Annotated in this window: 21 protein-coding genes and 3 pseudogenes; 9 read left to right on the top strand and 15 right to left on the bottom strand. The window is 31.4% G+C overall.

Features of this window, described 5'->3' with window-relative positions:
* Nucleotides 1–48: 48 nt before the first annotated feature.
* Both alr and AC0L4B_RS03335 read right to left on the bottom strand, forming a co-directional pair.
* The gene (gene alr, locus AC0L4B_RS03340) at nucleotides 49–1,155 is read right to left on the bottom strand and encodes an alanine racemase (protein ID WP_473438540.1); all 1,107 of its coding nucleotides are present in this window, start codon (nucleotides 1,153–1,155) and stop codon (nucleotides 49–51) included.
* Complete coding sequence (locus tag AC0L4B_RS03335) at nucleotides 1,148–1,795, bottom strand: thymidine kinase (RefSeq protein ID WP_473438539.1); 648 nt, start codon at nucleotides 1,793–1,795, stop codon at nucleotides 1,148–1,150. The genes alr and AC0L4B_RS03335 overlap by 8 nt, the downstream gene beginning before the upstream one ends.
* A gap of 120 nt (nucleotides 1,796–1,915) precedes the next feature.
* On the opposite strand from AC0L4B_RS03335, the gene AC0L4B_RS03330 reads away from it, so the two are divergent.
* Both AC0L4B_RS03330 and AC0L4B_RS03325 read left to right on the top strand, forming a co-directional pair.
* Entirely contained in the window at nucleotides 1,916–2,647 is a 732-nt protein-coding gene (locus AC0L4B_RS03330) for a hypothetical protein (protein ID WP_473438538.1), read from the top strand.
* 29 nt (nucleotides 2,648–2,676) lie between these two features.
* Nucleotides 2,677–3,057, top strand: a complete 381-nt coding sequence (locus AC0L4B_RS03325; protein ID WP_473438537.1) for a DoxX family protein — start codon at nucleotides 2,677–2,679, stop codon at nucleotides 3,055–3,057.
* Here the strand turns inward: AC0L4B_RS03325 and AC0L4B_RS03320 are convergent.
* On the bottom strand, nucleotides 3,046–6,435 hold the full coding sequence (locus tag AC0L4B_RS03320) for a DUF7933 domain-containing protein (protein ID WP_473438536.1): 3,390 nt from the start codon (nucleotides 6,433–6,435) through the stop codon (nucleotides 3,046–3,048). The genes AC0L4B_RS03325 and AC0L4B_RS03320 overlap by 12 nt on opposite strands.
* A 93-nt stretch (nucleotides 6,436–6,528) precedes the next feature.
* On the opposite strand from AC0L4B_RS03320, the gene rsmI reads away from it, so the two are divergent.
* Both rsmI and AC0L4B_RS03310 read left to right on the top strand, forming a co-directional pair.
* Entirely contained in the window at nucleotides 6,529–7,203 is a 675-nt protein-coding gene (gene rsmI / locus AC0L4B_RS03315; protein ID WP_473438535.1) for a 16S rRNA (cytidine(1402)-2'-O)-methyltransferase, read from the top strand.
* Nucleotides 7,204–7,216: 13 nt separating this feature from the next.
* Nucleotides 7,217–7,561 carry a HopJ type III effector protein gene (locus tag AC0L4B_RS03310; protein ID WP_473438534.1) on the top strand — a complete coding sequence of 115 codons (345 nt, stop codon included), beginning with the start codon at nucleotides 7,217–7,219 and terminating at the stop codon, nucleotides 7,559–7,561.
* 67 nt (nucleotides 7,562–7,628) lie between these two features.
* On the opposite strand, the gene AC0L4B_RS03305 is transcribed toward AC0L4B_RS03310, so the two are convergent.
* A complete protein-coding gene (locus AC0L4B_RS03305) occupies nucleotides 7,629–8,219 on the bottom strand; it encodes a carboxymuconolactone decarboxylase family protein (protein WP_473438533.1) in 591 nt (196 codons plus the stop codon).
* Between the two features lie 61 nt (nucleotides 8,220–8,280).
* On the opposite strand from AC0L4B_RS03305, the gene AC0L4B_RS03300 reads away from it, so the two are divergent.
* The 3 genes and pseudogenes from AC0L4B_RS03300 to AC0L4B_RS03290 all read left to right on the top strand — a co-directional run bounded on the left by AC0L4B_RS03300 (nucleotide 8,281) and on the right by AC0L4B_RS03290 (nucleotide 11,706).
* On the top strand, nucleotides 8,281–8,700 hold the full coding sequence (locus AC0L4B_RS03300; RefSeq protein ID WP_028607189.1) for an OsmC family protein: 420 nt from the start codon (nucleotides 8,281–8,283) through the stop codon (nucleotides 8,698–8,700).
* A 43-nt stretch (nucleotides 8,701–8,743) separates the two neighbouring features.
* Nucleotides 8,744–10,433, top strand: a pseudogene (gene recJ / locus AC0L4B_RS03295) (single-stranded-DNA-specific exonuclease RecJ).
* 1 nt (nucleotide 10,434) lies between these two features.
* Nucleotides 10,435–11,706, top strand: a complete 1,272-nt coding sequence (locus tag AC0L4B_RS03290; RefSeq protein WP_473438532.1) for an MFS transporter — start codon at nucleotides 10,435–10,437, stop codon at nucleotides 11,704–11,706.
* Here AC0L4B_RS03290 and AC0L4B_RS03285 read toward each other — a convergent pair.
* On the bottom strand, nucleotides 11,703–12,464 hold the full coding sequence (locus AC0L4B_RS03285; RefSeq protein WP_473438531.1) for a UDP-2,3-diacylglucosamine diphosphatase: 762 nt from the start codon (nucleotides 12,462–12,464) through the stop codon (nucleotides 11,703–11,705). The two genes, AC0L4B_RS03290 and AC0L4B_RS03285, sit on opposite strands and share 4 nt — an antisense overlap.
* 127 nt (nucleotides 12,465–12,591) lie before the next feature.
* Nucleotides 12,592–13,043 (bottom strand): annotated as a pseudogene (locus tag AC0L4B_RS03280) (6-pyruvoyl trahydropterin synthase family protein).
* Between the two features lie 273 nt (nucleotides 13,044–13,316).
* On the opposite strand from AC0L4B_RS03280, the pseudogene AC0L4B_RS03275 reads away from it, so the two are divergent.
* Nucleotides 13,317–13,409 (top strand): annotated as a pseudogene (locus AC0L4B_RS03275) (2OG-Fe(II) oxygenase); the annotation flags it as partial.
* A gap of 84 nt (nucleotides 13,410–13,493) precedes the next feature.
* On the opposite strand, the gene AC0L4B_RS03270 reads toward AC0L4B_RS03275, so the two are convergent.
* Entirely contained in the window at nucleotides 13,494–13,661 is a 168-nt protein-coding gene (locus AC0L4B_RS03270) for a hypothetical protein (RefSeq protein WP_473438530.1), read from the bottom strand.
* 32 nt (nucleotides 13,662–13,693) lie between these two features.
* Nucleotides 13,694–15,019: an MATE family efflux transporter gene (locus AC0L4B_RS03265; protein WP_473438529.1), complete on the bottom strand. Its 1,326-nt coding sequence runs from the start codon at nucleotides 15,017–15,019 to the stop codon at nucleotides 13,694–13,696.
* A gap of 94 nt (nucleotides 15,020–15,113) precedes the next feature.
* Between AC0L4B_RS03265 and AC0L4B_RS03260 the strand changes: the two genes are divergently transcribed.
* Entirely contained in the window at nucleotides 15,114–15,911 is a 798-nt protein-coding gene (locus AC0L4B_RS03260; RefSeq protein ID WP_473438528.1) for a universal stress protein, read from the top strand.
* Nucleotides 15,912–15,956: 45 nt separating this feature from the next.
* Here AC0L4B_RS03260 and AC0L4B_RS03255 read toward each other — a convergent pair whose 3' ends face one another.
* The 7 genes from AC0L4B_RS03255 to AC0L4B_RS03225 form a co-directional block, all read right to left on the bottom strand.
* Nucleotides 15,957–16,805: an alpha/beta hydrolase family protein gene (locus AC0L4B_RS03255; RefSeq protein WP_473438527.1), complete on the bottom strand. Its 849-nt coding sequence runs from the start codon at nucleotides 16,803–16,805 to the stop codon at nucleotides 15,957–15,959.
* Nucleotides 16,805–17,020, bottom strand: a complete 216-nt coding sequence (locus tag AC0L4B_RS03250; RefSeq protein WP_473438526.1) for a hypothetical protein — start codon at nucleotides 17,018–17,020, stop codon at nucleotides 16,805–16,807. Before AC0L4B_RS03250 ends, AC0L4B_RS03255 begins: the two co-directional genes overlap by 1 nt.
* Nucleotides 17,017–19,032, bottom strand: coding sequence for a PD-(D/E)XK nuclease family protein (locus tag AC0L4B_RS03245; RefSeq protein WP_473438525.1), 2,016 nt, complete (start codon nucleotides 19,030–19,032; stop codon nucleotides 17,017–17,019). The genes AC0L4B_RS03250 and AC0L4B_RS03245 overlap by 4 nt, the downstream gene beginning before the upstream one ends.
* 85 nt (nucleotides 19,033–19,117) lie before the next feature.
* The gene (locus AC0L4B_RS03240) at nucleotides 19,118–19,549 is read right to left on the bottom strand and encodes a hypothetical protein (RefSeq protein ID WP_473438524.1); all 432 of its coding nucleotides are present in this window, start codon (nucleotides 19,547–19,549) and stop codon (nucleotides 19,118–19,120) included.
* Between the two features lie 69 nt (nucleotides 19,550–19,618).
* Nucleotides 19,619–21,061 carry an OmpA family protein gene (locus AC0L4B_RS03235; RefSeq protein WP_473438523.1) on the bottom strand — a complete coding sequence of 481 codons (1,443 nt, stop codon included), beginning with the start codon at nucleotides 21,059–21,061 and terminating at the stop codon, nucleotides 19,619–19,621.
* 124 nt (nucleotides 21,062–21,185) lie between these two features.
* Nucleotides 21,186–22,379 carry a glycine C-acetyltransferase gene (gene kbl / locus AC0L4B_RS03230; RefSeq protein WP_473438522.1) on the bottom strand — a complete coding sequence of 398 codons (1,194 nt, stop codon included), beginning with the start codon at nucleotides 22,377–22,379 and terminating at the stop codon, nucleotides 21,186–21,188.
* Between the two features lie 72 nt (nucleotides 22,380–22,451).
* Nucleotides 22,452–25,595, bottom strand: coding sequence for a UvrD-helicase domain-containing protein (locus tag AC0L4B_RS03225; protein WP_473438521.1), 3,144 nt, complete (start codon nucleotides 25,593–25,595; stop codon nucleotides 22,452–22,454).
* Nucleotides 25,596–25,779: the final 184 nt, after the last annotated feature.

The following is a 25,779-nucleotide window of genomic DNA, read 5'->3' as shown; positions in this document are numbered from 1 at the left end:
TTAAAATTTTAACAAAACAAGATAAATCATTGGTCGACTAACAAATTGTTATCGACGTATGACACGTTTTATTCGTTGAGATACAGCTGTAAGTAATTCGTATGAAATGGAGTCGACTTGTCCTGCTAAATCCTCAGCAGTATGTTTGTCGTCAAAAATAATTGCTTGATCTCCTTCTTTACATTTAATATTAGTAACATCAACCATTATCATGTCCATACAAACGTTTCCTAGTATATAAGCCTTTTGATTATTTATAGTGACAAAGCCCTTTTTGTTTCCATATTGTCTTTTAATTCCGTCTGCGTGACCCAATGGTAAGGTTGCTGTTATGGTGTCTTCTTGAGCAATAAAGCCTCTGTTATAACCTAAACTTTCACCTTTTTTTATATGATGAATTTGAGAAATGTTTGTTTTTAATGCAGCTATAGGTTTTAGGTATTTGTTAACTTCAGGGTCGTTTCCAAAACCATTTAAACCAATCCCACTTCTTACCATGTCAAAGTGTGCTTCTGGATAATTTATAATTCCGGAAGTATTACAAATGTGTAAAAAAGGTTTATAGTTTAAAGTTGCATAAACGTCTTTATGAATTTTAGTGAAGCTTTCAATTTGTGATTTTGTAAAATCTGTGTCATCTAATACTTCACTTTCGGCTAAATGAGAAAATAAGCTAGTGACTTTAATAGCTTCGGTTTTAGACAAAGTTTCTGCTATTTTAGGTATGTCTTGTTGATTAAACCCTAGTCTGTTTAAACCTGTGTTAAATTTTAAATGAACAGGGTAATTATGTTGTTTATGGGTTTCTGCGGAAGCGATAAATAGATCTAAAACACGTTGAGAATATATGCTTGGTTCTAAGCAGCGTTTGATAATATCATCAAAACTTACAGGTTGAGGATGTAACACTAAAATTGGAGTGGTGATACCTGCATCACGCAAAGCAACACCTTCATAGGTATAGGCTACAGCAAAATAGTCTATATTTAATTGTTCAAGATATTTGGCTACTTCAGCAGCATCACTACCATAAGCAAAGGCTTTGACTACTGCTAAAAACTTGGTGTTATTATGTAGTCTAGATTTTAGATACTTAAAATTGTGTTGTAGTGCTTTTAAATCTATTTCTAGAATAGTTTCTTGGACGTTATCCATTAGATGCTTCTGGATTTGTATCTATTTGTTGAGGATCTTCAACATTAATATTTTTAACTTTTTCTCGCATTGTTGCTTTGTAATATGCAGCTCTGCTTAAAGGTTCGTACTCATCAGTTTCACCTAATAATACTAGGCTGTCATTAGCAGATTTTCTGAAGCTATATTGTGCAAGATTACCAGTTCTGGTGCATACAGCGTGTACTTTTGTAACATATTCTGCAGTTGCCATTAGGTTTGGCATTGGCCCAAATGGATTACCTTTAAAGTCCATATCTAATCCAGCAACAATAACTCTTATCCCTTTATTGGCAAGGTCATTACATATTCTAACAATCCCATCGTCAAAAAATTGCGCTTCGTCTATACCAACAACATCGCAACCATCGGCTAATATTGGTATGTTGGCAGCAGCAGGTACAGGTGTGGATCTAATTTCGTTAGAGTCGTGTGATACGACCATCTCTTCATCATAACGCACATCAATTGCAGGTTTAAAGATTTCTACTTTTTGTTTTGCAAATTGGGCTCGCTTAAGCCTACGGATTAACTCTTCAGTTTTACCAGAAAACATTGATCCACAGATGACTTCAATCCATCCAAATTGTTCTTTTTGATTTACTGTATTTTCAAGAAACATTTTGTAAATTTAGCACTAAAACGTAAAGCATTCACGTTTTATATAAAGGTGGGTCAAATTTATTAAAAATCAAAAGGCCAACTTGCAATAAATTGAAAAAAATATAAAAAAAATAAAACCATGAAGAAGAAATTGGAAGCAGAGCTAATGAGTATTGCTCATAGAATTCTAAAACTAGGTGGTAAAGATGATGTTAACAAAATGCATGCTGAGGTTGCTGCTTTGTATGAAAAACTTACTGTTTTAAAATTTGCTAGCGAAAATCTAGACGATACCTTACCAACAATTGGTAATGACTCTTCGTTTTTTGATATGTTAGATTCTGCATTTAATAATAAAATTAGCGATAATATTGAAGTGGATAATAAAACGTATGTCCATTTAGATGAAGACGAAGGCGAAGAAATCACAGAGCCATTAATGGAAAAAATTAAAGATATAGTTGCGCAAATGCCTGAGGAGACCCATCAAGTAGATTCATTAATTGAGTCGGTTATCCCTAAAAAAGAATTTGAAAAAAATGATTTTGAAGACATTACTTCAAACTTTGGAGATACTCCTGTATTTGAACCAGTTATAAAATCTTTGGCAGACGAAAAAAAGAGTTTAAACGATAAACTTAAGTCAGGATTAAATATTGGACTAAATGATAAATTAGCGTTTATCAAGCATTTGTTTGATGGTGAACCAGATGATTATAACCGAGTATTATCACAATTAAATACATCTACCTCTTTAGATGAAGCTAATAATTTAATAAATAACGTTGTTAAACCAGAATACAATAATTGGATAGGAAAAGAGGATTATGAAGTCCGTTTTATGTCTATTATTGCCTCTAAGTTTGAATAAATATTTAACATTATAAATACCACTACTACATGAAACAAACCTCTATAAAATCCATTATATATTGGATATCTACAATTTTAGTTTGTGGAATATTTATATACTCTGCACAAATGTATTTTTTTAATACTAAAATGGTAGAGGGCTTTTTTGAAAGTTTAAACTACCCAACTTACATTGTAATACCACTAGCTATTATTAAAGTTTTAGGCGTTGTAATAATTTTATTGCGTAAAAATACATGGCTTACAGAATGGGCTTATGCAGGTTTTTTCTTTGATGTTGTATTAGCTACAGTAGCACATTATATAGCACAACATGGCTTGTTTGGTATGTCGTTTTTTACAATATTTTTGGTGTTGATATCTTATTTTTTAGGTAAAGAAGTGCGTGATAAAAAATTAGTAGTTTAAATACACATATCCTACAAAGGGTTTGGTTATTGCTTTTATGGTAAAAATATAATAATAGGTACCTATGGGTAGTTTTCTATTTTGGTTTAAAGGACCAGAATTTGGCATTCCGTTCCAGGTGTTGTTGTAGTTGTTATTTTGGTATACTAATGTTCCGTATCTATTATAAATATTTAGACTGCTATAAGGATAGTCTTCAATACAAGGGATTTTAAAGGTGTCATTTGTTGCATCGTTACCTGGTGAAAAACCGCTTGGTATATTTAAACAGTTGTTAACATTAACTTCGGCTTGGTCTTCATTATTACTATCGTCTCTATCTACTTCTGAGAGACTAACTAGACTAGCATGATTTAATAAGTTGTCTGATGACACAACTTGAGCGTTTAAGGTTAAAGTTTCTGATTGATTAGGAAGTAAGTTGGTTAGACTCCATACATAATTAGTAGTGTTATAATTACCCATACTTGTCTGAGCAGATATAAACGTGTAGCCTAAAGGAAGCATCTCTAAAATTTGAATATTTGTTGCTTCGGTAGTTCCTAAATTGGTAGCGGTAATAGTAAACTGTACTGTATTTCCTATAGAAGCTTCAGTTGGTGATACAGATTTTAATATCTGTATGTCAACATCATTATTGTCCTCTAATACAGTTAATGTTGCATTAGCTAAAGCGCTATCTATATTATTTAAATCACTAAAATTAGTACTGTTGTTTATAAATTCGCCTTCAGAAGTTGTTGTAACAATAACCTCAAAAGAGCAACTTTCAACTCCATCTGGAAATGTTAAATCAGTAACATTAAAATTTGTGTCACCAATAGTGTTATTAAAGTTTGCAGAACAACCATTTTGTTCTGACCAATTAACTGGTCCTGCAATTGACATACCTGTAGGTAGATTATCTGTAAAAGCTATATTGGATTGTGATGCATTACCGGAAACATTAAAAACGGTAAATGTTAAAGCGCTTTCTTGTCCTACAATAATTTGGCTAGGAATAAATGATTTAAGTACTGTGGGAGCTATAACTTGCATATTACTAATAGACAAATTGGTTTCTGGCGTTAGCTCGTTATTTTCATTACTATTACCTATAGCTTGAGCAGTATTGGTAAAAGCACCACCAAAACTTGGAGCTAAAACAGGTATGATTATTTGTATTGTAGATCCTGCTTCCATAATAGGTATAATTCCATTTACAGTATTACCAGAAATGGTTAACGTTGGTGTGCAACTTGCTGTACCTACTGTAACATTGCAACTTGGTGATCCATTTATGGTAAATTGTGGGCCTAAAACATCTTCAAAATCTATATTAGTAGCACTTGAGCCAGAATTACTGTTGGTAATGTCGATAATCCAATTAAATGCAGTATCCACATCAACCGAAGTAAACTCAGGATATGTCTGTACTAAAATATCTATACATGGAGCCATGTAGGTAACAACCATAACAGTATTATCACTTGTATCAATTTCATTTGGTTTATCAACACTTGCTATTGTAGCGTTGTTTCTGACAGTAACATCATTTGTTGTGCATTCTGGAGCCCAATCTATAACCACTTGATAAGTTATAGAGCTTTGTGCAGGTAGTGTTACATTTTCATCAGCAGTAATTTGCCAAAATACATCATTAACTCCATCTTCAGGAATACCATCCATAAAAACACCAACATTCTCATTGACTATAGTATAGCAAGAAGCAGTTCCTGTTGTTTCTAAACAAGTAACAGACACTAATGTTCCTGGTGATCCATCATTTAAAAAATCAGACAACTCTATTATTGTGTCCTCATTACTATTATTTGTTGCAACAACATCGTATGTGACTTCTCCCCATTCAATAGTGTTATTATTGTTTGAGCCAGTAGGTAATTGTGGGTTAACTTGTGTTTTAGTAATTGATAAATCTGCAAATTCTTCTACATCACATAAAGGTAAAGCAGTAAGCAAAACAAAATCACTATCATAATCGTTAGTGATATTAGGATCGATAATACTGTTGTCTAATAAATTTACACCACTTCTAATATGCACATTGGTGTACTCTTCTGTTGTAGGAATACAAGAGTCTGGTTCAAAAAATATTGCAACTGTAGTAACTGTTATTGTAGAGTTAGCAGGTAGTACAAACTCGCTACTCTCCCAGAAAGAATTTTGATCACTAAGTGTAAAGTCATTACAAGATATCATTCCAGTAGTGCTGTTACAAGTAATAGATTGGATTTGCCAATTGACATCTGACGTTAAATTTTGTAAAAAGAAACGCATATACGCATCCTCTGGACCCATATTACAAACATCAGTAACAAAAATAACTTCATCATTCCAGCTAACTTCTTGAGTAGCGTCCGGATTAGTTTGAACTGTAGAAATACATAAATCTGCCTCAGGACATATAAAAGATTCTAGTAAAATATTATTTATAATGTTTGATTGATCAGGTGATTGATTGATGTCAGAGGGACTTAAAGTTAATTCGATAAAACTTGACAGATCTAAATCAGACAATATGGTAGCACAATAAGGGTTCAGAAACAAAACTTCCATTTCAAAAACCATAGATCCTCCAGGTAAAAACTCTATTGCTGAGGTGTAATTAAATAATTCTAAAGATGAAGATAGATAAGTTGGATTACCATTTAGGTTTGAGGTATCAATACAATTCATTCCGTTAGAAGCAGAAGTACAATCAACACTTAAAAGTTGTAAATATGGATAACCATAAAATGTACTCAGATTATTGGTAAATATATTTTTAAAACCCATTAAAGGGTAGCTTACACTGCTATTATTAGTGATAGTAAATTGGTAGGTTATAGATTCGTTCCAATTATTAATACTGTTTCCAGCAGTTGGATTAATTTGGTTGTAAGTAACTGTAAAATCTATAGGGATTTCAACAATATCAATAGATATAATAGAAGTATTATTTGACGTATCACTGTCTGTTGTTCCGTCAGGCGGAAAAACATTAGCATTAGTAGCAATACCACCAGAGCCTAAAGGTGCTTTCACAATTACTTTTAAAGCGACACTGCTATTAGACGGTAAACTAGCAATAGTTGCATTAATAGTATTTCCAGTTAAAGTTATAGGATTTATAGGACTTGCTCCACCAGTCTGATTTAGGCTAGTATAACTTTGTATGGCAACGCTATTATCAATTATTTGATTAAACGTAGCATTGCTAACATTGCTACCAGAATTAAAAACAGTAATTATATATTGAAACTCTTGATAGATATTAGCCTGAGACAGAGCATTACCTGATAAATCTTGAGCCTCAACCACAATAGACAAATCTGAGCTTTGTGCTTGAGAGAAAAAATTAGATATTAATATAAAGATGAAGAATAGCGAGTTTTTCATTTTTGTGTGGTTAATTAATAGATGTCTAATTTAGCAAAAGGTTGCTTCTTATATATCAAAAAGATTGTAAATTTGAATCTGATTTAATTGAAAATGAGTAAATTATACATAGTTCCAACACCTATTGGTAATCTTAAAGACATGACTTTTAGAGCAATAGAAGTTTTAAATGCTGCCGATTTAATTTTAGCTGAAGATACACGCACCTCAGGAAAATTATTAAAGCACTACCAAATCACAACACAAATGCAAAGTCACCATATGTATAATGAGCATAAAACGGTAGATAGCTTAATACAAAAATTAAAAGCAGGTACAACCATTGCAATAATTAGTGATGCAGGCACACCAGCAATATCAGATCCAGGATTTTTATTAACTAGAGCTTGCGTAGAGCATGATATTGAAGTAGACTGTTTACCAGGTGCAACAGCATTTGTACCAGCATTGGTTAACAGTGGTTTTCCTAACGATAAGTTTGTTTTTGAAGGGTTTTTACCAGTTAAAAAAGGACGTCAAACCAGACTAAAACTTTTAGCCGAAGAAACCAGAACCATCATTTTTTACGAAAGTCCACATAAATTAAATAAAACATTAGGACATTTTTGCGAGTATTTTGGAGAAGACAGACCAGTATCAGTCTCTAGAGAATTAACCAAATTATATGAAGAAACCATTCGTGGTTCAGCAAAACAAGTACTAGAGCATTATACCAACAAACCACCAAAAGGTGAAATTGTTATAGTTGTAGCAGGAAAATCTAAATAAATTATATTAAACAATGACCATTCAAGAGTTTAAAACAAAATTAAAAACCGCTCCTAATACTATCGCTTTCGCGGAAACAATGGACGTAGTGGACACTTACTTTAATTTTACACCAACAGCATTTACTAACGGTACGTTACAAAATGCCGAAGGGCAAAATTCAGGTTCATGTAAAGTGTTTGCATTTGCAAAAGCAGAAGACTTATCTAAAACCGAAACTTTAGCCTGTTTTGGTCAATATTATTTTGATGAGGTATTAAAAAACCCAAACGGATCAGGACATCAAAACATAAGAAATTTTATAAAAACAGGTTTTGAAGGTTTAGTTTTTGAAAACTATCCATTAACTAAAAAATAGATATTAAGAAACATTAAAAAGCCTTGTTACTACTAACAAGGCTTTTTTTAAAAGTAAATCTGTATTATTAAACATGTTTTCCAACCTCAAAACCATGTTTTCCTAAATATTGGTTTCCGCTATCAATAGCATCATTCTCTAAAGTTGTTCCCATACTATCGTTCCATCTATTAAGGTATCCAAATAACGAAATCACACCTAGCATTTCTACTATTTCTCCTTCATCCCAATGGTCATGTAAACGTTTTTGTATCTCACTGTCTACTGCATTTGGTACCTGACTTGCAGCCAAACTAAAATCTAAAGCAGCACGTTCTGCATCATTAAAAGCAGGATGTGTACGATATTCCCAAATGTTGTCTAACTGTTCTTGCTCTGCTCCATAGCGTTCTGCAGCTCTAATAGCATGAGCTTGACAATATCTACATCCTGTGGCATTACTACTTACCCATGCAATCATTCGTTTTAAAGCAGAGGTTACTCGACCTTCATTAGCCATTACAGCTTTGTTTAAATTGATAAAGGCTTTACTAATAGCAGGTCTACGTTGCATGGTTAAGACAGAATTTGGACAAAACCCAAGGGTTTCATTAAAGAATGTAGCCAATTCTTTAGTTTCTAAATCGTGATCAGCTGTTAAAGGTGTTACTAATGGCATCGTTTTTTCGTTTTTAAATAGTATTTTTGATTGATATCAATAAACGAAAAATAATTTAATTATGTCGCATAAAATTACAACCAATTGGAAAGGGAATATGTTATTTGATTCGGATAACCCAAGTGGTCATCATGTAATGATGGATACAGATGTAGAAGGACAAGAACGTGAAGGATTATCTCCAAAAGCCTTAATGTTATCATCATTAGCAGGTTGTTCTGGTTTAGATGTAGTCTCTGTTTTAGAAAAAATGAAAGTTGAGGTTGATGATTATAAAATGGTTGTTGAGGGACAATTAACAGATGAGCATCCAAAAACATATCATACAGTAACAATCGATTATCACTTTACAGGTAAGGATTTAAACGAATCTAAAATCAAAAAAGCAGTGGATTTGTCTGCTGAAAAATATTGTGGAGTCATGGAAATGTTTAGACAATTTGCAGACGTGAAGATTAATATAATATTTCATAACAATTAAATTTGCTAAAGCAACGACTCTTTTTTTACTTTAATTTGACTACATGCGCTGGACTTTAAAACCAAAACCTAATCCTGAAACTGTCAAGCAATTACAAGAGGCTTTAAATGTAGATCAAGCCATAGCTAAACTTTTGGTGCAACGTGGTATTACTAACTTTGAAGACGCAAAAACCTTTTTAGACCTAATTTAAACCAACTTCATGATCCTTATTTAATGAAGGATATGGATAAGGCTGTAGCAAGAATTGAAGCAGCTATTAAAGCAGGTGAAAATATAATGGTTTATGGCGATTATGACGTGGATGGTACAACTTCGGTAGCATTAATGTCTTCATATTTAAAGACCAAAACACCTAACATAGCAACTTATATTCCTGATAGATATGATGAAGGTTATGGAATTTCATATAAAGGAATTGATTTTGCAGAAGACAATGGTTTTACACTAATTGTGGCATTAGATTGTGGTATCAAAGCAATAGATAAAATCGCTTACGCGGAAAAAAAGGTATTGATTTTATAATTTGTGATCATCACAGACCAGGAAGTCAAGTGCCAAATGCAGTTGCTGTTTTGGATCCAAAACAAAGCGATTGTAGTTATCCTTACAAAGAGTTATGTGGTTGTGGTGTTGGCTTTAAATTAATTCAAGCCTTAGCTGAAACTTCAGATGAAACCATACAAGATTTAATACCATATTTAGATTTAGTAGCTACAGCAATTGGTGCAGATATTGTACCAATAACCGGAGAAAATCGTGTGTTAGCTTATTTTGGTTTACAAGTGGTTAATCAAAATCCAAGAGCAGGTTTTAAAGCAATTATCAATCAATTAAAAAAAGAGACTTTAACCATTACAGATGTCGTGTTTACAATAGCACCACGTATTAATGCTGCAGGACGCATGAAACATGGTCAATATGCTGTAGACTTATTAACACAAATGGATTTGGCAACAGCCATAACTTATGCAGCAGAAATTGAAGAATTTAATTCCGATAGACGAGAAACCGATAAGATTATAACTGTTGAAGCTTTAGAGCAAATTAAACAAAATAAAGAAGAAGGTAGATTGACTTCTGTTGTCTATCAAGAAGATTGGCATAAAGGCGTGATTGGTATTGTTGCTTCAAGATTAATTGAAACGTATTACAGACCAACCTTAGTATTTACTAAAAGTGGAGATAAACTTGCAGCTTCTGCACGATCTGTAACAGGTTTTGATGTTTATAATGCTTTAGAAGCATGCTCTGAACATATCGAGCAATTTGGAGGACACATGTATGCAGCTGGTTTAACCCTTAAAGAAGAAAATTACGAAGCCTTTAAACAGGCGTTTGAAGAGGAGGTTAGCAAGACTATTGATAGACAATTATTAACTCCAGAAATAAAAATAGATAGTCAATTAGAATTAGGAGATATTACAGATAAATTTTGGCGAATTATTAGTCAATTTGCACCATTTGGTCCAGGAAATATGTCACCAGTTTTTATGACCGAAAATTTAAAAGATACAGGTTATGGTAAGTGTGTTGGAGAAGACGATAAGCACATTAGGTTTACAGCAACACAATCTGGACCTGAAAAATTTGTTTGTATTGGTTTTAATCTAGGTGATAGATTACCCATAATTAAGAATAGACAGTTGTTTAAGGCGGTATATTCTGTAGATGAAAACCATTGGAATGGAAACGTATCATTACAATTAAAAATTAGAGATATAAAAGAATAATATGGCTAAAAATGATCCTTACGCAGCATTAAGAATAAGAGAGTTTAATATCTTTTTATTAGTAAGATTTGCCTTAGTTTTTGGTTGGTCTATGCAATTTGTGGTAATAGAATGGCAAGTTTACTCTATGACTAATAATAAATTAAGCCTTGCTATAATTGGTTTGTGCGAGTTTTTGCCAGCTTTTTTTCTTGCTCCTTTTGCAGGACATATTGTAGATAAAAAAGAAAAACGAAATCTATTTGCACTTTGTATTACACTATTTTCTTTAATTAGCTTTGGACTGTTTTGGTTGACCTCCAATACCATTGAAGCTACTTGGCAAATGCCTTCTATTTTATATAGTATTTATGCATTAGTATTTTTTGGAGGTGTTTTAAGAGCCTTTTTTGGTCCAACTATATTCTCTTTAATAGCCTTACTTGTGCCAAAAAAGATTTATCCAAATGCGGCTACATGGAGTAGTAGTACATGGAAAGGAGCAAGTGTTTTTGGTGCTTTATTTGCTGGATTTTTAATCGCTTGGATTGGTGTACATCATACACTTGGTATTATATTCTTTTTAGTAATGTTGTCCTTAGTATTGGTGTTTTTAATTAATAAAAAGCCAATTTTAAATAGCGGAAATAAAGAAACAGTAAAAGAAAGCTTACAAGCAGGACTTAGTTTTGTGTTTACAGATAAGGTTGTTTTAGGTGCATTAACATTAGATATGATTGCTGTTTTATTTGGAGGAGCTGTCGCTATTTTTACAGTTTTTGCAAAAGATATTTTAGATGCTGGACCAAAAGGTTTAGGGATTTTAAATGCTGCATTATCCTCAGGAAGTATTTTGACAATGTTAGCGACAACTTACATTCCTATAACAAAAAACACAGGTAAAAAGTTACTGGTTTCTATTTTTGGTTTCGGAGTATGTATGATAGTTTTTGGTGCTTCAAAGTTAATGTGGCTTAGTGTTTTAATGCTGTTTTTAGCAGGTGTTTTTGACGGAATCTCAATGGTTGTAAGACAAACTATTCTGCAATTAAAGACGCCAGATCATATGAGAGGTCGTGTAGGTGCAGTTAACTCTATGTTTGTTGGGTCGTCTAATGAGCTAGGTGCTGTTGAGAGTGGTATTGCTGCCAAACTTTTAGGTGCTCCATTAGCAGTAATATTTGGAGGAACAGCTACACTTATAATTGTTGCTATAATTGGTGTTAAAAATCAGCCACTTCGGGATCTTGATTTAACAAAAGATGTTGAAGAGCATGAAAAGGAAGAGCATTAATATTCTTTTAACTCCATGTTTTTTCCATCAAAAACTCCGTAGGTAAAATACTGTATCCAATCTCCTAAATTTACATATTTTGATTGGTTACCTAAGTCTATATTTAAAGGTAAATGTCTGTGTCCAAAGACAAAAAAATCACGATGTTTAGTTTCTAGTTTGCGTTTGCAGTATTGGACTAACCATTCTTTATCGTTTCCTAAAAATTTAGCATCGTCGTCTCCAGAAATCATTTTATTTTTTACAGACATATACTGTCCTAATCGTAATGCAAAATCTGGATGTAATAAGCGTTGAAATAACCATTTTGCTACTGGATTGGTAAACACTTTTTTCATGCGTTTATAACCTTTGTCGTCGGGTCCTAAACCGTCACCATGTCCTATAAAAAATGTTTTGTTATTAAAGGTGTACTCTTGTGGTTTATGGTATACTGGTATGTTTAATTCTTCTTCAAAATAACCATTCATCCAAAGGTCATGGTTACCTACAAAATAATAAATAGGGATTCCAGAATCACTAATTTCGGCTAGTTTACCTAAGGTTCTTGTAAATCCTTTTGGGACTACACGTTTATATTCCATCCAAAAATCAAACATGTCTCCTAATAAAAATATTGCTGCTGCATCTTTTTTTACCATATCTAGCCATGCTACAAACTTTTTTTCACGTGGTAAGGATTGCGCTTGTGTTGGTGCTCCTAAATGATTGTCTGAGGCAAAATATATTTTTTTCCTTTTGGAATCTGCATATGGCAAAGATACTTATTTAGTGTTTTAGGTTTGTTTTTGGCTGGTGTGTGCGTTAGCGATAGAACGGTCTGTTTGAGCTCCTCGCAGAGAGCGAGTAGTGATAGCGCGACCCTTGTGGTAACGCCAAAATTATTTATTGGTTATCACTGGCATACCACTGCGCGTAACTGGTTGCGGTTTCGGATAGTTTTAGTGAGTGTAGTTTGATGTCGTTTGGTAATCTGTTTTGGATTTTTTTGCAAAATCTATAACCATCATTTCGCTAGTTGGTTGATAGTCTACTAATAATACATTGTGTCCTCTGTCTTGAAGCTCTTTGCCTAACTCAAGGTGTGGTGTGTTTTTATTAAATACGGTGGCGTGATCAAAAACATCTACAATGTCTTCTTTTACTATTTTTTTTAAATCTGTAAAGTCTATTACCATTCCAAATTTGACGTTGTTTTTGTCAGATATTGGCGTACCTATTACTGTAACCTCTAGTTTGTAGCTGTGTCCATGGACGTTTTTACACTTTCCGTCATAACCATATAATGCGTGTCCTGTCTCGAAAGTAAATTGTTTTGTTATGCGAATATTGCTCATTGACTTAATTATTTATTGTGCAAAGATATTGATTTTGTAAAAGCGAAGTGATAATAGATTACATTTGCGCACTTTTTTAAATTTTAGATCATTATAAGTCAGTTTTTTGAGGTTTTAGATTATGTTTAAAACTTACTGTATGACAATGTTATTAGTGATATTGCTAGTCAATAATACGTAGTTATTGATGATTTTTTAGTCCTGAGTGTGTGACTTTTTTGCGTGAGTCTATTACTGAAAAATATCAAGTAGATGCTTTAAAAAAGGCTGGAATTGGTAATTTATGAAAGCCAAATTTTAGAACACGAAGTCAAACCAGTACATACTAAAAGATTAAGTATTACTGGTTGGCTTAAAATGCGTTAATTATCTACGATTACGAAACTTGTTATAAAAATAGGCTATGATAACAAATAGTGCTAGTAGTGGAAAAAGTAAATCGCTCATGTTTTATTGTGTTTTGTTTCGGTTTTTGTTATATCTATATAACAAATAAGCTATTATTACTAACGCAATTAATGGTAAATAGGATCCAATTAAAACACCAATTTGATAGTTGTCATTTGGTGCGTTTTTAATTTTTTCTTCAATATTTACTTGCAGTAGTGCTAATAACATTTTGTTAGATTTATGTTGTAAAGTTACACGTTTTAAGTAAGTGGTAAAAATTGTTTTCTAAAATAGATAATTAATGGGATACCACGAACTATAATCCAAATGGTAAAGGCTATGAAAATTCCTGTTAGTTTTAAATTATAATAATCTGTTATTAATAATACAGGTATAAAAACTAATATTGTGGATAGTAATAATAGGTTGCGTAAGACTTTCATTTGACCCAAACCTTTATACATTCCGTCAAAAATAAAGGCTAATGCACATAATGGTTGCATGGTTAATACGATCCAGAATATGTTGTAAAATTGATTTAAAACTTCGGGTTCTTTAGTAAAAATCTGTCCTATTGGATAATAAAATATGGCACCTAAAACAGCTATAATAATCCCTTGTAATATTCCTATTTTTATTAAAGTGTTGCTAAGTTGTATTAATAAATTATAATTTTTTTCGCCCAACAATTTACCAGATAAAATATTGCCAGCACTAGCATAACCGTCTATTATAAAAGCGCCTAAAAACCATAAATTAATAGCAATTGTATAGGCTGCAATATAGTTTTTACCATAACTTGTAGCGTATTTTGTCGCAAAATATAAGGTTATGTTTAGTGCTAATGTGCGTACAAATAAGTTTAATATCATTAAAGCAAAATTGTTGATTTGCTTATTAAACGGAAATGTTACTTGTAGTGGAATAGAAGTTTTTGTTAATAGTAAATATCCTGACATTATAGCCATTATAATTTGTGCTATAACACTTGCATAAGCAGCACCTTTAATATGCATTGGTTGTAATATATCTGTAATACCATAAACCAATACAAAGTCTAGAATTACATTTAAACTAGCTCCAATTACAGCTATTATCATTGGGTAAAATGTGTTTTGTAAACCTCTAAAAGTACCAAAGACTGCAATAACAAATAATGTAAACGGGAACCCAAAAACCCGAATTTTGTAATAGTCTACACTATAGTCTAAAATTAAACCTGAAGCATTATATAATTTAAATATTTGTGAGGCAAAAGGGTAGGTGGTTGCAATTATAATAAAACTTAAAGCGGTAATTATTAAAATTGCTTGAGCTGGCAAGTCTTTGACTTGTTCTAATTTATTAGCTCCAACATGTTGTGATATTATTGATGAAATAGCACTACGCGTTTGTCCCAAAACCCAAATTAGCATCGATAAAAACGTGGTAACAATACCAATAGCAGCCAAAGATACGGTTGCATTTGTTGGGGTGTTTCCAACAACAGCAGCATCTGTTAATGATAAAATGGGCTCTGATATACCAGCAATTAAAGCTGGAATAGCCAATTTATTAATGTTTTTTATACTTATTGAAAGGTTCAAAATGTAAACTAAATGTTAAGATGTAAAGGTCGTAAAACTTTGGTTTAAATTAACTTAATTAATTTCTCTATTTTTGTAACCTAAATATATTTTCATGAACTCTATATTAGTTGCAGTAGGATCTTCTCAAAACGCTCAAAGTCATTTACAATATGCAGTTGATTTTGCAGAACAGTTTAAGGCTAAATTATATATTGTACAAATTTATAATGTATACACCATGTCAGGATCAATGACTAAGGTAGATGAGATTCTAGAACGTGATAGTTTAGATTTTTTAAATGAATTAGTTTCTAAATTGGATACTAAAAAAGTTGACATAGAAGTTAAGGCTTTAAAAGGAAAGTTAATTAAAACACTAAATGATGTCTGCTCTAGTTTAAATATTGACTTGCTCCTGGTTGAGCCAAGAACAAACTCTGATAAAGACGATGTCTATTTGGGTAAAACTTCTGGTAAAATTATTAAGCAAACCAATATTCCTGCCATTATTGTTCCTGAAAACTATGTGTTTGAGCCTATACATTCTATTTTATTTGCGCTTAAATCTACAGTAATACAAAAGGTTGATGCTTTAAAACCTTTAATTAATATAAAAGAACATTTTAATGCTTCTTTAAATTTGTTATTAGTAAAAACATCTTTTAATAAAACCGAAGATTTTGTAATAAATAATCAGCTAGATACTTTAGTAGATCATAAAGTTGAAACAGAAAATGCAACGACATACCAAGGTGTTTTAGAACATCATCAAGCTGTAAATCCAGATTTACTTTGTGTAGTAAGACGAAAACGTGGTTTTTTTAATAAAATGTGGGAAAAAAACAGCATTTTAAAGCGCGATTTTTATATCACTAGTTTTCCTGTTTTAGTATTAAGTGGTTTAAAGTAAAAGTCCTTTGTTTTGATCATTATTATTGATTCTACATTATAAGGATTATGATGTTTTAGTAATAAACTTTAAACTTTGTTTTGTTATTACTTCTAAAGCTTTAGGAAGTTCTTTTTGTTCCCATGGATGTTTACCATCAAACACATGATTACTGTTTTCTAATTTAAATAATTTACTATTTGGGTTCCATTTATGAAGCTTTTTAGCTTCTTCAAATTTAACAGATGGATCATCAATAGCATGAATTATTAAATGCGGAATCTTTATTCTTTTACAACATTCTTCTATGTTTAATCGTTCTTCATTGGCTTTGTAGTCTAAATAGAATTGATAATTATGTGGCATTTGCTGTTTTGTTCTTCCGTTTAAAATATATTTTACTCCATCAATTTTCCATTGTTCTAAATCTCCTGTAGTTGATGTACGTTTTCCAAATGCACAAACACTAGCCCATGTTATTAACTTGGTTATTCTAGAATCTTCAGATGCTTTAATAGTTGCTATTCCTCCACCTCTTGAATGTCCAATTAGTGTGATGTTATTAATGTCTATTTCTGATAAATAATCATTATTTTGACTCAGTAAATGGTTAATTAAATCATCAAGGTCTTGTAGTTCTTTACTATAATTGTTTTCTGCAAAAGCATCTAAATCAGGAAAGTCTATTGGTTGTTTGACTGTGCCTCCATTATGAGAAAAATTAAATTTCACGAAAAATAAATCGTTATTTTTAAAATGTTGTGCAACTGTATCCCATGGTCCCCAATCTTTAAAACCTTTGTATCCATGACAAAAAATAACCAATGCCTTAGGTTTGTTAGTTTGATTAAAAAACAAATCAAAAACAATTGGCTTTTGTGCTTTTCTATTTAAAACAGTATTCTTAATTTCCATTATATTTCCTTTTCTATAAAATCTATTTCTGGATTAAAAATCTCTAGAATTAATTTATGTAGTTGAATTTCAAATTCTTCTAAAATTTCAGCTGTAATTAGTGTTGTTTTATTACCACCTCTAACTTGTTCTTTTTTAGTAAAAGGAATAAAACCAGCACTTAAGTTTTTAAATGAAATTATACCTGCTTCCAGAGGTAAGCTAATAAGATTCATTTTTTTAGCATATAAGCATACATTAATACCTGAAATGATTTGCTATATTTTGTATAATCTGTCAATACATCATCCCATTCAATAACCGAAACCTTGCTTTGGTCTACCTTACCTGTTTTGTAATCTATAATTCTTGTAACACCATTAAATTCATCTATTCTATCAACAGTTCCTCTTAATTTAATAGGGAAATCTAAACCCTTAATTGTAGTAAAGACTTGGTTACTTTGTGCTTCTAAATCTATTATCTTAATAGTATTTCCTGCTTTTAAAGATTCAATCTCAAGGTTTAAAAAGTTTAAAACATAACGTTTAGCAATTTCAAAAACAATTAAGTTTTTTCCTTTAGTCATATCACCATCCTTATATTCTTCTTTAAAATACAGTGTAATTAATTCATCAATTTTAGGTTTGAGCGATTTTATTATTTCTACCGTTAAAAACTGTTGTTTTAGAGGTATGTATAAAGCTTCTAAAGTATTATGTACAACAGTACCCAATGTGTTTGCAGCAATGGTTTCTTCCACTTCTTCTAAATCAGATATTCCTAATAATTTTTGATAGTAAAAATCAATAGGGTTACGCACATAGCTTGTTAATGATGAAGGCGAAAAACCTTTTTGTGCAATTGTTTTTAGTTGACTAATTATAGATTCTGTTTTAGTTATTACAGCTAATTCTTTTTTATAATTAGGAATTTTTGGTGTTAATATCTGATGATTAATTTTATGTATACCTTCTAATTCTAGCTGATTGATAAACCTGCTTTTTTCTCCACCTAATAATGTGTCTATTTCTGTGTTATATAAAATGTATACATTTTTAGCACGTTGTAATAAATGGTAAAAATGATAGGTATAAACTGCATCTTTTTCTTTGTAAGTTGGTAACTTGTTTTCTAGTTTAACATCAAAAGGAATAAAAGAATTGTTTGTTTTTCCTGACGGTAAAATACCCTCATTTACATTAGTTATTATAACCGTTTCAAAGTCTAGTACACGTGACTCTAACATTCCCATTACTTGAAGTCCCTGTAATGGCTCTCCTTGAAAATCTAAAGTTTCAGAACTTAATAATTCTTTGTAGATGCTGTATAATCCCTTAATATCTTTAATGTGATTATAAGTGTCGTTTAAACGTTTTACTTCGTTAAATAGCGTGTTAAATCTAAATAAATATTCTAATCCTAATTGATTTGTCTTTTTGTCTTCAGAAAGTTGCTCTTTAATAGTTTTTATTAATTCGAAACAATTATCCAAACCAGTATTTGGATCATTTTTCCAATTTCCAAATAGTAATTTTATTAATGGTGTTTCTTCTTTAGTTATTTCTAATAAAGAAGCTTCATTCAAATACACTAAATTGTTTTTATTTATTGTATCAATAAGTGCAATTGCACTTCCGTTTTCAAATAATGGTTGAATATATTGGTGAGATAAGAGGCTAATAACTTCTTTGTAATAAAGTTTGTTATTATGTTTTTTTTGTAAGCTAAATAAATGTTCAAATAATGATGCTAATGGAATTGTTTTTAAAGGGAATCCCATAGTTACGTTTAAAACATCCACAGATTCTGGTACCGAATTAAGTATTGGTATTAACAGGTTTTCATCCCCTAAAACTACAGCTGTATTTTTTAGATTTGGGTCAGTGTTTGATAGGTCATCTAATATATTTCCAATAGCTTTAGCTTGCCCTATATTTTTAGGGACACCATATATGTTGATTTTTTTATCAGTTTTGTAATAGTTGTTTATCCAATTAAAGGGGTGTTTTTCAAAAACACTCCAATTAGTTTTATGCTGTCTAATAAATAGACCAGCATCATGTATTTTATTTTCAACAAAAGTCAGATCTGTATCCCAATAAATGGATGCTAAATCATTTTTAATTAATTTTTGTATAATGTGTTCTTCAGCCTCATTAAGCGCATTAAAACCAAGGAATACGTGTTTTGAATCACTTTCTTTAATATAAGAGTCTATATTGTTGTAAGCTTCACGATATAACAAACCTTGATAGCCTTGACGATTATCAATTAGTTTTTTTGTAAAGTGTGTGTAATAATCATTAAGTTTATTCCAAAAATTTAAATAATTAGTTACTAAGTCCGTTTGGTTTGCTTGAAGTGACCAATGTTCTAAATCTTTGATAGCTTTTAGGTAATCGAATATTTTTTTGCGGAATCAAATAACGATCTATTTCATTAAAATCTTGAAGAATAATTTGTGACCATTTTGTAAAAGCATCAAAAGGTTCTCTTTGGTTTTCTGGTGTTAATTCTAAATAAGTATTATAAAATTGAAACAGCAATTCTGTATTGCTTACAGATTTTAAATTTGATAATTCTTCGACAAACGTTTCGATACTAAGGATTTTAGGAGCAAATATCGTTTGATTTAAAACTAAGCTTAACTCACTTCTCAAAAATACACCAGCTCTTCTACTAGGAAGTATAAATATTAGATCACTAAAACTAGAATCTTGATTTTTTAAATCTAGGATTACATCTTGAATAAAGTTTGTCATTATATAAAAATAAAAAACGCCTCGGTTTCCCGAAGCGTTTTTCTATAAAATTTAGTGTTTAACTAAAACTTATTTTTTAAGTTTTACTTCAACACGTCTGTTGTTAACTCTTCCAGCTTTAGTTTTGTTGCTGTCGATTGGGTAATCTTCACCAAAACCGTAAGCATTTAATCTAGCAGAATCAATTCCGTTTTCGATTAAGTAAGCCATTACAGCATTAGCTCTAGAGTCAGATAACGCTTGGTTAGTAGTTTTACTTCCAACGCTATCAGTGTGACCTTCGATTGTAAAGTTAGCTTCTGGGTATTCTTTTAATATTGCAGTAATAGACTGTAATACAGAGTAAGTTTCTTTTTTAAAGCTTGATTTTCCAGTATCAAATAAGATAGTTTTAGCATAGCTATTTAATTTATCTAATACAACTTGGTCTGGTACAGCTGGAGCCTCTGGGCAACCATTGTTTGCTACAGTACCAACTTCTTTAGGACAGTTATCATCTTTGTCTAATACACCATCACCATCAGTATCTGGCCAAGGACATCCTCCATTTGCAGCAGGACCAGCTTCACTTGGACATTTATCTTTAGCATCAGCTACACCATCACCATCAGCATCTGGGCAACCTTTTAATGTTTTTAAACCTTTAACTGTTGGACAGTCATCATTGTTATCTGGTACACCGTCTCCGTCAGTATCAGGACATCCGTTAAACTCAGCTAAACCAGCTTCGTTTGGACAAGAGTCTTTTGAATCTTCGATTCCGTCACCATCAGTATCAGGACAACCGTTGAAAGCTTCTAAACCAGGTACATCTGGACAAGCATCGTTTTTGTCATATATTCCGTCACCATCAGTATCAGTTCCTCCAAATCTAACAGATAACCCTGCAGAATGTTGGAAATGTTTAGTTAAGTAATCCTCGAAAGAATGTTTATATTTTGATTCTACATAAAAACCAATGTTATCAGTAAACCAGTATGTTAATCCTAATGACGCATTTAAAGTTCCTGCACCAACAGTGTTGTTAGATCCAGCTTCAGTAGAAAAAGTATTGTATGCTCCTTCTTCAATCCAAGTGTAACCACCTCCTACACCAACAGCAGGGTCTAATTTTTTAGATCCAATTATATTTGCAAAATGGTATCTTACATTACCATCTACAGCATAATATGCTAAATCATTAACTCTTAAACTAGGGTTTGTAAAGTTGTCTTCAGTTTGTCCCCATTTGTTAATTCTGTTGATAGAACCTCCTGCTTGTACAGAGAAGTTGTTTCCAACATATTTAGAAACTGAGATTGTCGATAATGAAGGTAAAATACTCCAGTGATCTTCAGCGTTGAAGAATTCTTCAAAGTATCCTCCTTGAGGAGCATCTTCTCCTACAGGATATACATCTACTGCGTTGATACCGAAGTTAATAGCCCACGGGTTGCTTTCGTCTTGAGCCATAACGTTACCCATACTTGTTAGAAGTAACATTGTGAACAATAATCTGCTAAGATTTTTCATATTCAAAAATTTAATTTTTAAGTGTTAATTAGAAGCAAAAATAAGTTGTTAAATAATATTAACAAAGACAAATATATAAAAATATTGATTATATCCTCTTTTTGCGACCCAATTATGATTGGTTCTAAATAATTTTCAGTGCTTTACCTACTTTAATAAAGGCTTTGATGGCTTTTTCTAAATGTGCTTTTGTGTGAGCAGCAGATAGCTGTACTCGTATTCTTGCTTTTTCTTTAGGTACTACAGGAAAAAAGAATCCAATAACATAAATGCCCTCATCTAAAAGCATGTTTGCCATAGTTTGAGATAATTTTGCATCATATAACATTACAGGTACAATCGCTGAGTCACCATCTATAATGTCAAAACCTGCATCTTTCATTCCTTTTTTGAAAAAATTTGTATTTTCCTCAAGAGTATCCCTAAGTGAGTTGTCTTTGTCTAGCATTTCAAACACTTTAATTGAAGCTCCAACAATAGCAGGTGCTAATGAGTTTGAAAACAAATATGGTCTAGAACGTTGACGTAGCAATTCAATAATTTCCTTTTTTCCTGTAGTATATCCTCCCATTGCTCCTCCTAAAGCTTTTCCTAAAGTTCCGGTAATGATATCTATTCGGTCCATAACACCTTTTTCTTCTAATGTACCTCGACCTGTTTCTCCTATAAAGCCAGCAGAATGACATTCATCAATCATAACCATAGCATCATATTTATCTGCCAAGTCACAAATTTTGTCTAATGGAGCTACTAATCCATCCATAGAAAATACACCATCGGTAACAATAATTTTAAATCTTGCTCCATTTTTGTTAGCGTCAATTAATTGTTTTTCTAAGTCTGCCATATCATTGTTTTGATATCTATATCTTGCAGCTTTACATAATCTAACGCCATCGATTATTGAAGCATGATTTAAAGAGTCTGATATAATGGCATCCTCTTTACCTAATAATGGTTCAAAAACACCTCCATTGGCATCAAAAGCTGCTGCGTAAAGTATGGTGTCTTCAGTGCCATAAAAGTTAGCTATTTTTTCTTCTAAGGTTTTATGAATGTCTTGTGTACCACAAATAAATCTAACTGATGACATTCCAAATCCGTGAGTGTCCATAGTGTCTTGTGCAGCTTTTATCACTTCAGGATGAGATGATAATCCTAAATAATTATTTGCGCAAAAGTTTAAGACTGTTTCTCCTGTGTTTAAAGTTATTTCGGCACCTTGTGCAGAGGTGATAATACGCTCTTCTTTAAATAGACCGTTATCTTTTATATCTTGTATTTCTTGTTGTAAATGTTGTTTTATACTGCTATACATGTTTGTTGTTTTGGTAGTGCAAATTTAATTAATGTTTGCTTTATAGTTATGTGTTGTTAAAATTCTTTTGATTTAATAGGTTACTAATTTTACGGTTTCGTTTATATAAATCAATATTTTTTGATCAACTGTATAATTCATTTCTTTTAAAATATCAGAGTAGTTTTCTAGCTGCTCGCGGTATTTAGGGTCTGGAAGTCCGGTTTTGTAATCAATAATAGTAACGGTATTGTTTTTAATGACTAAACGATCTGGTCTTATAATTGCTCCTGATTTGGATATAATATCACGCTCGTTATAAATTTGATAATCGTTTGTATAGTATAGCGCTATTTCTTGGTGATTTATTATTTGCTTTATAGTTTGAGTTAAAAGAGAGGCTTGATTGTTATTTATTAAACCATCATTTAAATAGTTTGTTATAGCCTTGTCGATATCATCTTTTGTATTAATATCAGCCATGATATCATGTATTAAGTTACCCTTTTCTATGGCATCTTGTTGATCTGTATCCCATAAAAATCCAGATTTAGTAATTATTTTAATATTGTGATCTAATTTATCAACACTTATAAATTGTTCAACCTCTTTGGTGTTTTCTGTGTTTTCTTTAGGTTTTATTTCTCTTTTTGGATTACCAAAAGTATATTCTAATTGGTTTTCATTCCATAATCCCTTATGCATTAAGTAATTTATTAATAAGCCAGAATAAGTTTTAAAAGTTACGCCTGTTTTAGTTTCTTTTTCTTTTTTAGAAATAATATAAAGTTGTTCTACAGGTCTCGTTAAAGCAACATATAAAAGATTTAAATTATCTAATTCTTGTTCCGATCTATGTTTTGTAAATATTGCTTCTCCAATAGGACCAAAGGATTCAAAATCTTTATTGTAATTAAGTAATATTTTAGAAAACCCACTGTAATTAGTTTCTTCCAATGGGAACCACTCCTTTGGTTCTATTTCTCTGTAAATATCCAGTTGAGCATATGGAAAAATAACAACCGGAAACTCTAAACCTTTTGATTTATGGATGGTCATGATTTGAACTGCATTTTGGTTATTTGGAGAGACTATTGCAAGGCTATCTTTTTTAGAATCATAATACTCTAAAAAACCAGAAATATCAGAGATTTGTTTTTGAGAATAATCTAAAACAACATCTAAAAAATATTGGATATACGCATTGGATGTTTGTGCTAAATTAAAGCTCCTAACAATAGTTTCGGTTAAGTCGTATAAAGATAATTGGACAAGATAATCTGGGTTACAATCAACATTATATTGCTTTAAATTGTTAAAAAAGTCTTGAAGATTTAAATCTAAATTTGATTTAAAATATAGGTGTTTGTCTTCAATAATATTTTGATCGCCAATGTAGTCTAAAATATTAACTCTAACTTCTAAATTGCTAGGGTTTACCAAAAGTTTAAAAACGTTAACAATTAACCTTACATGCTCAGAATTGTTTATTAGCATGGTTTCAGATGAAGTAATTCGTATGCCTTTTTCGCTTAAAAATTCTGCTATAGCAACACTTTGTTTTTTCTTACGTACTAAAACACAAATGTCTTTTAATTGGTAGTTATTATTCAGACAATTAGTAATGGTGTCTAAAACGGTTTCTGGAAATAATTGATCTTGATCGTCCTCTTTCTGAATATCTAAAAAATTAAGATTTACATAACCTTCATGTTTTATAACAGGTTTTTGTGGTGCGTTTTTGTATAATGTCGCATATTCTGGATTGCTAAAACTGTTAGTAGACAAAAAGTCAAAAAACTGATTATTAAATTCAATAACATTTTTAAAACTTCGGTAATTGTGTTCTAGTCGTACGACATTTTTTTCAATAGGAAACGGGTTGTCCGTTTGTGTTAATCCAATAAATTGCTCTGCTTTTCCACCTCTCCATCTGTAAATTGCCTGTTTAGCATCTCCAACTAACATAGCTGTGCCTTGTTGCCCTTTCAGGTTTTGACCAGTTAATGTGTTTTCTACCAAAGGAATTAAATTAGTCCATTGCATTTCTGACGTATCCTGAAATTCGTCAATAAAATAATGTCTAAATTTTTCGCCTAAACGTTCATAAATAAAAGGAGTTGGTTGATTTTTAATTTCTTTACTAATCAGTGTGTTAAACTCAGATATCAACAACTTGTTTTCGTCTTCTTTTATAGTGTTTAGTTCTTGATTTATAGCATTTAAAACAGATAAAGGTGTACTGCTTTTATAAACTGCTTTTTTAAATTTTAAATCAAAAACTGCGGTTTTAATCTTATGGTAAGTACGATCTATTTCTGGTAATAATTGGTCTATTATTGACGCTTTCGCGGAATCTAATTTAGTCGTGTAAATTTTTCCTTCAGCTATATTTTGGGATAATAAATTGTCATAAAGCTTATAAAAGTCTAAAACGGAAGCTTTTATAAAGTGATTAAATAATGTGCCTCTTGTAAAGCTTGCTTTATCTAATCCATTAGCTGCAAAAATGTCCAAAATAGCCTTAGCGGATTCAGATATTAGGGTTTCACCAGCTTTAATTTGTTGGATTAAATTTGATTTTAATGCATTAAAATCTTCGATGGTTTTATGTTTAATACTTTCAAAATGCGGAATATCATTATCATTTATAAGTACTTTGGCTGTGCTGTTAAAATCTCTTGAAACATCCCAGCTTTTATCATCATCAGCTTTTTCTAAAGCAAAATCAATTAAAACTTTAGTTAGTTTTTTGTCTGTACCAGCTTTTGCAATTAAACTGTCCACAGCTTGATTAAGTAAAGTAGGTGTGTCAAGCTCGACTTCAAAATTAATAGGTATTTTTAAATCATGAGCAAAAGTTCTGATTAGTTTATGGTTAAAACCATCTATGGTAGAAATGTCAAAAGCTGCGTAATTATGCATGATTGTATTTAACAATGCAATTGCTTTACTGTGTGCTGTTTTAGGCTCTAAATGTAACTCACTACAAATAGCCAAAAACATACTATCATTACCTTCTAAAATGTTAGGATTTGCAAATTGGTGTAAGGTTTCTAAAATTCTAGATTTCATTTCGCCAACCGCCTTATTGGTAAATGTTATGGCTAAAATTTGTTTAAAACCATCATTAAATTTATTGGCAAATAATAGTTTTAAATACTCCTTAACTAACGTGTAGGTTTTTCCACTTCCAGCAGAAGCATCATAAACTTTAAAAGGTGTAGTTGTTAACATTTACTATAAATTTTAGACAAGATAATAACAAAATTATGGTTGCTAAATATATTTAGAGACTATCTTTAATAATTAAATACGCTTGTTAAAATATTACTAAATAGAAATAATAGATTCAATAAATATTTTCAATTGAAAGCTTTAATGTTTAATTTTGAAATAATTGAATATTAACACTAAAAAC

Source organism: Olleya sp. NP1-10 (assembly GCF_055804415.1).
This window is presented reverse-complemented; position numbering and strand designations above follow the sequence as displayed.